Here is a 9,379-nt window from a genome sequence, read left to right on the forward strand (position 1 = left end):
GACCTGGGCGGCGGCACCTTCGACGTCTCGATCCTGGAGATCGGCGACGGCGTCTTCGAGGTGAAGGCCACCAACGGCGACACCTTCCTCGGCGGTGAAGACTTCGACATGCGCATCGTCGAGTACCTCGCCGATGAGTTCAAGAAGGAGACCAGCGTCGATCTGCGGAAAGACAAGCTGGCGCTTCAGCGGCTGAAGGAAGAAGGCGAGAAGGCCAAGAAGGAACTCTCGTCGGTTCCGCAGTACGAAGTGAACCTGCCCTTCATCTCGATGAACGCGTCGGGTCCGCTGCACCTCAACATCAAGCTTTCCCGCGCCAAGCTGGAAGCCCTGGTCGAGGATCTGATCACCCGCACCGTCGGTCCCTGCGAGCAGGCGCTGAAGGATGCGGGCCTGAAGAAGTCCGACATCGACGAAGTGATCCTGGTCGGCGGCATGACCCGCATGCCCAAGGTCGTGGATACGGTGAAGGAGTTCTTCTGCCGTGAGCCCCACAAGGGCGTGAACCCGGACGAAGTCGTGGCGCTGGGCGCCGCGGTGCAGGCCGGCGTTCTGCAAGGCGACGTCAAGGACGTGCTGCTGCTGGACGTCACGCCTCTGACCCTGGGCATCGAAACCCTGGGCGGCGTGTTCACCCCGCTGATCGAACGCAACACCACGATCCCGACCAAGCGTTCGCAGACCTTCTCGACCGCTGACGACAACCAGTCGGCCGTGACCATCCGCGTGTTCCAGGGCGAGCGCCCGATGGCCCACGACAACAAGATGCTGGGTCAGTTCGACCTGGTCGGCATTCCGCCGGCCCCGCGCGGCGTGCCGCAGGTCGAGGTCACCTTCGACATCGACGCCAACGGCATCGTCAACGTCTCGGCGCGCGATAAGGCCACGGCCAAGGAGCAGTCGATCCGCATCCAAGCCAATGGCGGCCTGTCCGACGCCGACATCGATAAGATGGTGCAGGAAGCCGAGGCCAACAAAGCCGACGACGAAAAGCGCAAGGCGCTGGTTGAAGCCAAGAACCAGGGCGAAGCTATCGTTCACTCGACCGAGAAGGCCCTGGCCGAGCATGGTGACAAGGTCGCCGGCGCCGACAAGGACGCGATCGTCACCGGCCTGGCCGATCTGAAGACCGCCCTGGAGGGTGAAGATCCCGACGCGATCTCCACCAAGACCCAGGCGCTGATCCAGGCTTCGATGAAGCTTGGAGAGGCGATGTACGCCGCTCAGCAAGGCGGAACCGACGATCAGCCGGAAGCGGCCGGCGCGGACGACGACGTGGTCGATGCTGAGTTCGAGGAAGTCGGCGACGACGACGACGACAAGAAGAAATCGGCGTGACGTTTCGCCCGATGGCGGTCTCTGGCAACTCTTGCGAGAAGGCCGCCATGGGCGGCGCGACCGAAATGGAAATCTCCGCCTGGCTACAACCGGCTCAAGACTTGCAGTCGGGCGGGGATCATCCCACCTCAATACTCAGATCAATTTTGAACGCCTGAACATAGCATGCGGGATTATTACGAGATCCTCGGTGTGGAGCGGACCGCCGACGACGGCGTGTTGAAAGCTTCCTATCGAAAGCTGGCCATGGAGCATCATCCTGACCGCAATGGCGGTTGCGAGGAAGCCGAGGGACGGTTCAAGGAAATCAACGAGGCCTATTCGATCCTCTCCGACGCCCAGAAGCGCGCGGCCTATGACCGGTTCGGTCATGCGGGCGTGAACGGTTCGGGCGGCGGCGGTGGCGGAAACGGCCAGTTCCACGACGTGAACGACATCTTCAGCGAGGTGTTCGGCGACGTCTTTGGCGACATGTTCGGCGGTCGCGGCCGTCAGCGCAGCGGTCCGGCCCGTGGTCAGGACCTGCGCTATGATCTCGAGATCACGCTGGAGCAGGCTTTCGCCGGCTCCGAGGTGGAGATCACGGTCCCGGCCTCTATCAATTGCGAAAGCTGCGAGGGTTCGGGGGCCAAGCCTGGCACCAGCCCGACGGTCTGCGGCAGCTGCGGCGGCGCCGGACGCGTGCGCGCCAGCCAGGGCTTCTTCTCCATTGAGCGGGCCTGCCCGCGCTGCGGCGGTTCGGGCCGGCTGGTGCTGGACCCCTGCCAGGAATGCCGTGGCCACGGCCAATTGCGCAAGGAGCGCACGCTCCAGGTCCGCATCCCGGCCGGCGTCGACGACGGCGCCCGGATCCGGTTGGCCGGCGAGGGCGACGCGGGCGCGCGCGGCGGTCCGCGCGGCGACCTCTACATCTTCCTGTCGGTGACGCCTCACGAACTCTTCGACCGCGAAGGCCTGGACCTGCTCTGCACCGTACCGGTGCCGATGGGGGTCGCGGCCCTGGGCGGTGAGATCGAGGCGCCCTGCCTGATGGGCGGCGAGAATTGCGACGGCGCCTGCAAGATCGAGGTCAAGGTGCCGGAAGGCGCCCAGACCGGCCGCACGGTTCGCCTGAAGGGCCGCGGCATGCCGTCCCTGCGTTCGCGTGAGCGCGGCGACCTGGTGGTCGAACTGTTCGTCGAGACCCCGACCAAGCTGACCGCGCGCCAGAAGGAACTGATGCGCGAGTTTTCCGAGATTTGCAGCGAACAGCAGCACCCGAAGTCGGCCAACTTTCTCGGCAAGGCCAAACGGTTCTGGGAAGACGTGACCGGCGCCTAGAGCGCTTAGCGCTTCAGGTCGATGTCCTTGCCGCCGGCCGGCAGGGACACGACGTCGCCGTCGCGGGCGATCCATAGCGGTCCATCGAAACGGCGGCGGGAGTCGCCCAGGAATGGTCCTTCCAGCGCCCGCATTCGTAGCGGCGGGACTATGTGGGTCAACATCAGCGCCCCGACCTTCGCAGCCTGCGCCGTCTGCGCGGCCTCCTGCGGGGTGGCGTGATAGTCGGGGATGTCGGCCATAAGCTTGGCGACATTCGGCCGATCCGCCCTTTGGGCGGCCCGCTCCAATATCGCGATCAGCCGTGGCGAGAGCGCCTCATGCACCAGCAGGTCGGCGCCGCGCGCGTTCCGTTCGACCGCGGGGTTCTTCGCCGTATCACCCGAGATCACCAGGCTGCGGCCCTTGTAGTCGAAGCGGTAGCCGAGCGCCGGATGGACCGGGCTGTGATCGACCGCGAAGGCGGTGACCTTCACGCCGCCGTCCTCGAACACGACCTTTCCATCGGGACCGGGCTGCGCGAAGGGCTGCGCCGATAGCCCAAAGCCTTCCGGCGGAACCGTCTTGGCGCCGTGGTGGGCCACCCGGTAGGTCGAGTCCTGTCGATAGGCCTCGTTGAAGCCCGCGGCTATGCTCTCCACGCCGGGCGGACCGTGCAGGGGCAGCGGCGCGTGGGCCGCGCCGCTCACCCATCGCTGCATGGCCAGGGCGCCCAGCCCGTCGATGTGGTCGGAGTGGAAGTGGGTCAGGAACACCGCCTTCACCAGGCCGGGCGACAGCCCCATGCGATTGAGGACTTCCGCCGATCCTTCCCCGGCGTCGACGACGAAGACGCGCTGGCCGGCGACCACGGCCAGACAGGGACCCGCCCGGCTGGTGTCGGCCAGCGGCGAGCCCGATCCACAGACCGCCGCGTGCAGGCCGTCCGGCAGGTCTTGGGTGAGGTTGGCGCCCATCGCCTTGTCGGCGCCGCGGCTGGTGAGCGCCAAGGCGATCTCTCCCCGGGCCAGATAGAGGCCGCCGAGGATGGCCGCGAGGCTTATCCCGCCCGCAAGCCAAGCCAAACGCCGCGTCCGATTGGTCGCCATAGCATCCTCCCGTCGAATCTATTGGCATGACGTGTGCCATAATATTGCGCTCGGCGTCAAATTGCATCGCGCTGGCCAGCGCCTCGGGTTATCCAGGAGCAGATGACCGTCAGCCTGGACACCGAACTGTTCGCCCCGCCCGTCGATGGCCGCCGCGCTCGCACCGCCGCCAGCCGCGCGCGGATACTCGAAGCCATGATCGACCTGTTGCAGGCCGGCGAAACCCAGCCCTCGGCCGAGGCCGTGGCGGCCAAGGCCGGCGTCGGGGTGCGGACGGTCTTTCGCCTGTTCAGCGATGTCGAGGGGCTCTATCGCGGTCTTCAGCGGACCATGGCCGAGCGGCTGGCGCCGATCCTGGCCGAGCCGGTGACCGGCAGCCTGACGGAGCGGCTGGATCTGCTGGTGGGGCGCCGGGCCCAGCTTTTCGAGGAGATGGCGCGTCCCAAGGCCTTCGCCGACATGCACCGGGCGCGATCCTCGGACCTGCAGGAAACCCACAGGCTCTTCATCGTCGCTCAGCGCGCCCTGCTGCTCGGCCATCTTGAGGGGCTGCTGCCTGATGACGCCGATTTGGCCGAGGCGCTGGACCTGATGCTCAGCTTCGACGCCTGGCGGCGGCTGCGTGATGACCAGGGGCTGTCGCGCGAGACGGCCGAGCGGGTGATGCGGCGAATGGCGCAGGCCTTGATCGCCAGCATACCGAAACCTTGAAAAAGCGCTTGCCAGGCCGCGTGGCCTGACGGCTAAGCTCCCGCGAGACAAATGCGGGAGGACGTCATGGGTTTGAAGACCAGCATGCTGGCGGGGGCGGCCTTGGCGCTGCTGTCGGCCCAGGCCCACGCGGCCGACCTGTCGAAGTCCCTCGTGCCCGGCTACCCCGACGTGGTCGGCGAATACCTGCAGGTTCCAGGTTACGCGGCGCCGGGCACGCCGGCCGGCTTGAACACCGCCACCTTCCTGCGGTTGCGCAGCGCCGGCGACGGCGAGACCCCGAAGCCGGCCAATGCGGTGATCGTGGGCCTGCCAGGCTTTGCGTCGACCCCGGCCCATTGGCTCTATCTTGGCAGCCAGCTTGTCCACCGCGCCCAAGGCCAGACCTGCGAGGGCAGGCCCTGCCGCATCGAGGTTTGGGTGTTGCAGCGACGCGGCGCGAATCTCGCCGAGACCGAAGGCCTGCGCGAGGCGCGGGTGAAGAAGGATCCGAAGATCGCGCTCGACCACTATCTAGGCGCGGCCGCCTTGGTCCCCTCATCGCGGCCCGGCGAACCGGCCAAGGTCACCGGGTCTGGCGCCGGCAAGTGGGCGCCGCTCACCCAAGGCGACGCGGCCTTCATGGCTGACTGGGACTTCCAGGCCTATGCGGGCGACGTCGACGCCATGATCAAGCTGATCGGCGAGAAGACCGGAAACAAGAATATCTTCCTGGCCGGCCACAGCCAGGGCGGCGGCTTCGTCTCCAACTATGCGGGGCGGCTGCAGGCCGACGGCAAGCGGGGCGCGGAGAAACTTTCGGGCCTGATCTTCCTCGACGGCGGACCGTCGGCGGGGACCGCCCCGGCCCCGACCGAGGCTGAGCTTAGCGCCTACTTCAAGCGGGTCGCAGACCTGCGCTCGGGCAAGGCCGACGTCTATACGGGCGCGAGCGGCATGCTCGGCGCGATCGCCGGGCCCATGGCGGCGGCCAGCCAGTCGGTGACCGGAATCTACTACGCCTTCGTCGATCCCCAGGCCGAGGCGATCTTCCCGCTGCGCACCGCCTCCGCGGCCCGGCCGAATCCCGGCGATGATTTCCTGAAGGCGGCGCGGATGACTTGGCTCGCTCGGGCCGGGAGCAGTTTCGACACCGACCCGGTCCCTGGCGGCGGGGTGCAGATGCCGGTGTTGCAGTTCCTGGGCGAAGGTCTGGGCTATCTCGACTTCAAGCCGCTGCCTGGGACCGAGGATCAGTGCGACAAGACCCCCGCCCCGCCGATGATGGGCCCGCCGCGCCCCGGCATGGCGGCCTCCAAGTGCGTGCCCTCGGCGGCGATGGTCGATCCGGCCAAGGTCTATGGCTGGGTGGAGGGGGGCGGAAACGGCGCCGCGCCGCTAGACGCCGGCAAGGCCAAGCTCTGGATGGCCAGCCAGGCCTATGCGCCGGCTCGCTCCAACATCAAGCCGGTGAAGGCGAGCTTCAAGGACAGCGGCGCGCGCACTATCGACGCCTCCAACATGATCGCCTCGAACTGGTATCCGTCCGAGCGCTGGGATTTCGACGCTGGGTTCGTCGGCCGCTACAAGACCCTGAAGCTCGACCGCGACGGCGTGAAGCTGGATGTCGACAAGACCGCGATCGCCGGCGTGCCCGTCTATGTGGCGCGTCAGAGCCCGCAGGCCGGCATGACCAACCCGTTCCCGGGCGTCACCGACTTCACCGAGGTCAATAAGACCGGAACGCACCAGACCGAGGCCGCCCGCGCGATCACCGCCTTCGATCCGAAGATCAACGCCAAGCTCTACTTCCACACCGATTTCGTCTCGGTTGATGACTCGACGCCGGGCAAGGGAACGCCAGGCGATCCGGGCAATTCGGCCGTGGCCGCAACCCTGACCGACTGGGTGCTGAAGCGCAGCAAGGGCGCGGCCACCGTGCCGACTCCCAAGGCGCTGGGCGTGCGCGAGACCTATTAGGGGCGTCTCAGGGGCTACCCCCGCTCGGTCAAAGCCCGGATATCGGGCCAGCGGTAGCTGACTTCATAGGTGACGCCGCCGGGACCTGGCTCGCGGCGCGGGGCTTCGGCCTGGCCGCCAAGGTGTTCGTAGAAACCGCGCGCCGGGATGTTGTCGCGCAGCACCGACAGCATCAAGCAGGTGGCGTCGCCTGCGGCGAACACGCGGGCGATGTCGATCAGCAGCCGGCGTCCGAGGCCATGGCCCTGGGCGGCGCGAAGCACATAGAGGGTGGTGACTTCGGCCTCACCGGGTCGCTTCGAGCGCGAGGGGCCGCCGGCGGCGTAGCCGACCAGACCATCGCGGTCGGCGGCGACCAGGGTCGCCTCCCGCTCGCCGGGACCGATCAGGCTGGCGGCGAAGCGGCGCGCATAGACCGGAACCGACATCCGGGCGAGGAAGGTGTCGGGCAGCAGCCCCTGATAGGTCTCGCGCCACGACTGGATATGCACGCGTGCGAGATCCTCGGCGTCGCCAGGTCCGGCGGGGAAGATGACGTGCTGCAAATCGCGCTCCTGACTTGACCACAGCTTGGGAGTCGGACGGCTTGGTTCAAGGGGCTGCGGCTCCAATGGGGGCTGACGCCGAGCGCGGGCGCCGCTAGCTTCGCCCCACCCATGAACGCCCCATCTCCCACGCTTCCCGATTCCGCCGGCGCTACGCCGGTCATGGCCCAATTCTTCGAGGCCAAGTCCCGCCAGCCCGACGCGTTGGTGTTCTTCCGCATGGGAGATTTCTACGAGCTGTTCTTCGAGGACGCCGAGAAGGCCGCCGCGGCGCTGAGCATCACCCTGACCGCGCGCGGCAATCACGGCGGCGCCCCGATCCCGATGTGCGGCGTGCCGGTCCACGCGGCCGAGGCCTATCTGGCCAAGCTGGTCCGGGCGGGCTTCAAGGTCGCGCTTTGCGAGCAGATGGAAGACCCGGCCGAGGCCCGCAAGCGCGGGTCCAAGTCGGTGGTGCGACGCGACGTCGTGCGCGTGGTGACGCCGGGCACCCTGACCGAGGACGGCCTGCTGGACGCTCGCGGCTCCAATCGCCTGGCCGCCGTGGCCGTGCGGGCGGGCGCCGCCGCGGTGGCTAGCGTGGAGCTGTCCACCGGCGAGGTGGAGTGCATGGCGCTGTCGCGCGACGGCCTGGCCTCGGCCCTGGCGGCGCTCGGTCCCTCCGAGACCCTGGTCCCCGACCGGTTGTTCGCCGACGAGACCCTGACCGAGATCTTCAAGAGCGCCGGCGGATTGATCCAGCCGATGGCCTCGGCCCTGGCCGAACCCTCGGCCTCGGAGGCGCGGCTGAAGCGGCTCTACGGCGTCGAGACCCTCGACGGCTTTGGCGAACTCACAGGAGCCGAGATTTCCGCGTTGGGCTTGATCGCCGCGCACCTGGAGACCACCCAGGCCGGACGCCTGCCGGCCCTGACCGCGCCGCGCCGTGCGGGCGAGGCCGACGTCATGTCGATCGATCCAGCCACCCGCACGAGCCTGGAGATCGAGAAGAGCACCTCGGGCGGACGCGACGGCTCGCTGCTGGGCGCCATCGACCGCACGATCACCGCGCCAGGCGCGCGGCTGCTCTCGGCGCGGCTGGCCCGCCCGCTGCTTGACCCGGCCGCCATCGACGCGCGGCTCGACGCCGTGGAGTGGTTCTGCGAGCGCCGTCCCCTGCGCCAAAAGCTGCGCGAGACCCTGCGCGGCATGGGCGACATGGCGCGCGCCCTCTCGCGCCTGGCGCTAGGTCGCGGCGGTCCGCGCGATCTTGGTTGCCTGCGCGACGGCCTGGCCGGCGGCGAGGTGATCTCGCAGTTGTTCTCGCATCCCGCGCCGCTCGACCCGCCGGCGCCTGGCGAGATCGCGGGCGCCTTGGCGGGCCTGCATCCGCTCAACGATCCGAACCTGGCCGAATTCCGCCGCCTGCTGGCCGAGGGGCTTGGCCAGGACCTGCCGGCCCAGGCTCGCGACGGCGGCTATGTCGCCGCCGGCGTCCGTGTCGAGCTGGACCAGGCCCGCGCCTTGCGTGACGACAGCCGCAAGGTGATCTTGCAGCTTGAGGCGCGGCTGGTGGCCGAGAGCGGCGTGGCGCTGAAGATCAAGCACAATGCGGTGCTGGGCTATTTCGTCGAGACCTCGGCCAAGGCGGCTGAACCGCTGATGAGCCCCCCGCTGAACGCGACCTTCATTCACCGCCAGACCCTGGCCAACCAGGTCCGCTTCACCACCGTGGAGCTCGCCGAACTGGACGCCCGCATCGCCCAGGCGGCCGAGCGGGCCCTGGCCATGGAGGTCGCCACCTTCGAGGCTTGGCGCGAGGCGGCGATCGGCGTGGCCGCCGCCATCCAGGCCGCCGCCGAGGGCGCTTCGCGGCTCGATGTCGCCGCGGGCTTGGCCGAATGGTCGGACGATGTCGGCGCCAGCCGGCCGGTGGTGGATCGCTCGACCGCCTTCGAGGCCGAGGCCGCGCGGCACCCGGTGGTCGAGGCCGCGGTCAAGCGGGCCGGCAATCCCTTCACGCCCAATGACTGCCGCCTCGACGGGGCCGGTGTCGCGGGCGCCAGGCTTTCCATCGTCACCGGTCCGAACATGGCGGGTAAGTCGACCTTCCTGCGCCAGAACGCCCTGCTGGCGGTGCTGGCCCAGGCCGGCTGCTACGTGCCCGCCAAGAGCTTGCGGCTTGGCGTCGTGGACCGGCTGTTCAGCCGGGTCGGGGCGGGCGATGACCTGGCGCGCGGCCGCTCAACCTTCATGGCCGAGATGGTCGAGACCGCCGCCATCCTGACCCAGGCGACGCCGCGCTCGCTGGTGATCCTCGACGAGATCGGCCGGGGCACGGCCACCTATGACGGCCTGGCCATCGCCTGGGCCTGCGCCGAGGCCCTGCACGAGACCAACCGCTGCCGGGGCCTGTTCGCCACCCACTATCACGAGCTG

At 68.6% G+C, this 9,379-nt stretch carries 7 protein-coding genes; 5 read left to right on the top strand and 2 right to left on the bottom strand.

What is annotated here, in order from left to right; translation table 11 throughout:
* On the top strand, positions 1–1,338 hold a 1,338-nt coding region (gene dnaK / locus Q7T84_RS18255), incomplete at its 5' end, for a molecular chaperone DnaK (RefSeq protein WP_304811718.1).
* Positions 1,339–1,503: 165 nt separating this feature from the next.
* Positions 1,504–2,658, top strand: a complete 1,155-nt coding sequence (gene dnaJ, locus Q7T84_RS18260; protein WP_304811720.1) for a molecular chaperone DnaJ — start codon at positions 1,504–1,506, stop codon at positions 2,656–2,658.
* A gap of 5 nt (positions 2,659–2,663) precedes the next feature.
* Here the strand turns inward: dnaJ and Q7T84_RS18265 are convergent, their stop codons facing one another.
* Positions 2,664–3,746: an MBL fold metallo-hydrolase gene (locus tag Q7T84_RS18265; protein WP_304811723.1), complete on the bottom strand. Its 1,083-nt coding sequence runs from the start codon at positions 3,744–3,746 to the stop codon at positions 2,664–2,666.
* A gap of 102 nt (positions 3,747–3,848) precedes the next feature.
* On the opposite strand from Q7T84_RS18265, the gene Q7T84_RS18270 reads away from it, so the two are divergent.
* Both Q7T84_RS18270 and Q7T84_RS18275 read left to right on the top strand, forming a co-directional pair.
* Complete coding sequence (locus Q7T84_RS18270) at positions 3,849–4,457, top strand: TetR/AcrR family transcriptional regulator (protein ID WP_304811725.1); 609 nt, start codon at positions 3,849–3,851, stop codon at positions 4,455–4,457.
* A 66-nt stretch (positions 4,458–4,523) separates the two neighbouring features.
* Positions 4,524–6,416: an alpha/beta hydrolase gene (locus Q7T84_RS18275; protein WP_304811728.1), complete on the top strand. Its 1,893-nt coding sequence runs from the start codon at positions 4,524–4,526 to the stop codon at positions 6,414–6,416.
* A 14-nt stretch (positions 6,417–6,430) separates the two neighbouring features.
* On the opposite strand, the gene Q7T84_RS18280 is transcribed toward Q7T84_RS18275, so the two are convergent.
* Positions 6,431–6,961, bottom strand: a complete 531-nt coding sequence (locus tag Q7T84_RS18280; RefSeq protein WP_304811730.1) for a GNAT family N-acetyltransferase — start codon at positions 6,959–6,961, stop codon at positions 6,431–6,433.
* A gap of 111 nt (positions 6,962–7,072) precedes the next feature.
* Between Q7T84_RS18280 and mutS the strand changes: the two genes are divergently transcribed.
* Positions 7,073–9,379 (top strand): DNA mismatch repair protein MutS (gene mutS, locus Q7T84_RS18285; RefSeq protein ID WP_304811732.1); only part of this gene is annotated, 2,307 nt, incomplete at its 3' end.

Origin of the sequence: Phenylobacterium sp. (assembly GCF_030654915.1) — a bacterium.
Classification (GTDB): domain Bacteria; phylum Pseudomonadota; class Alphaproteobacteria; order Caulobacterales; family Caulobacteraceae; genus Phenylobacterium.

Bases quoted from the DNA above. Each gene is read 5' to 3' on its own strand.
- dnaJ (WP_304811720.1), top strand. From the start codon at position 1,504: ATGCGGGATTATTACGAGATCCTCGGTGTGGAGCGGACCGCCGACGAC.
- Q7T84_RS18265 (WP_304811723.1), bottom strand. From the start codon at position 3,746: ATGGCGACCAATCGGACGCGGCGTTTGGCTTGGCTTGCGGGCGGGATA.
- Q7T84_RS18270 (WP_304811725.1), top strand. From the start codon at position 3,849: ATGACCGTCAGCCTGGACACCGAACTGTTCGCCCCGCCCGTCGATGGC.
- Q7T84_RS18275 (WP_304811728.1), top strand. From the start codon at position 4,524: ATGGGTTTGAAGACCAGCATGCTGGCGGGGGCGGCCTTGGCGCTGCTG.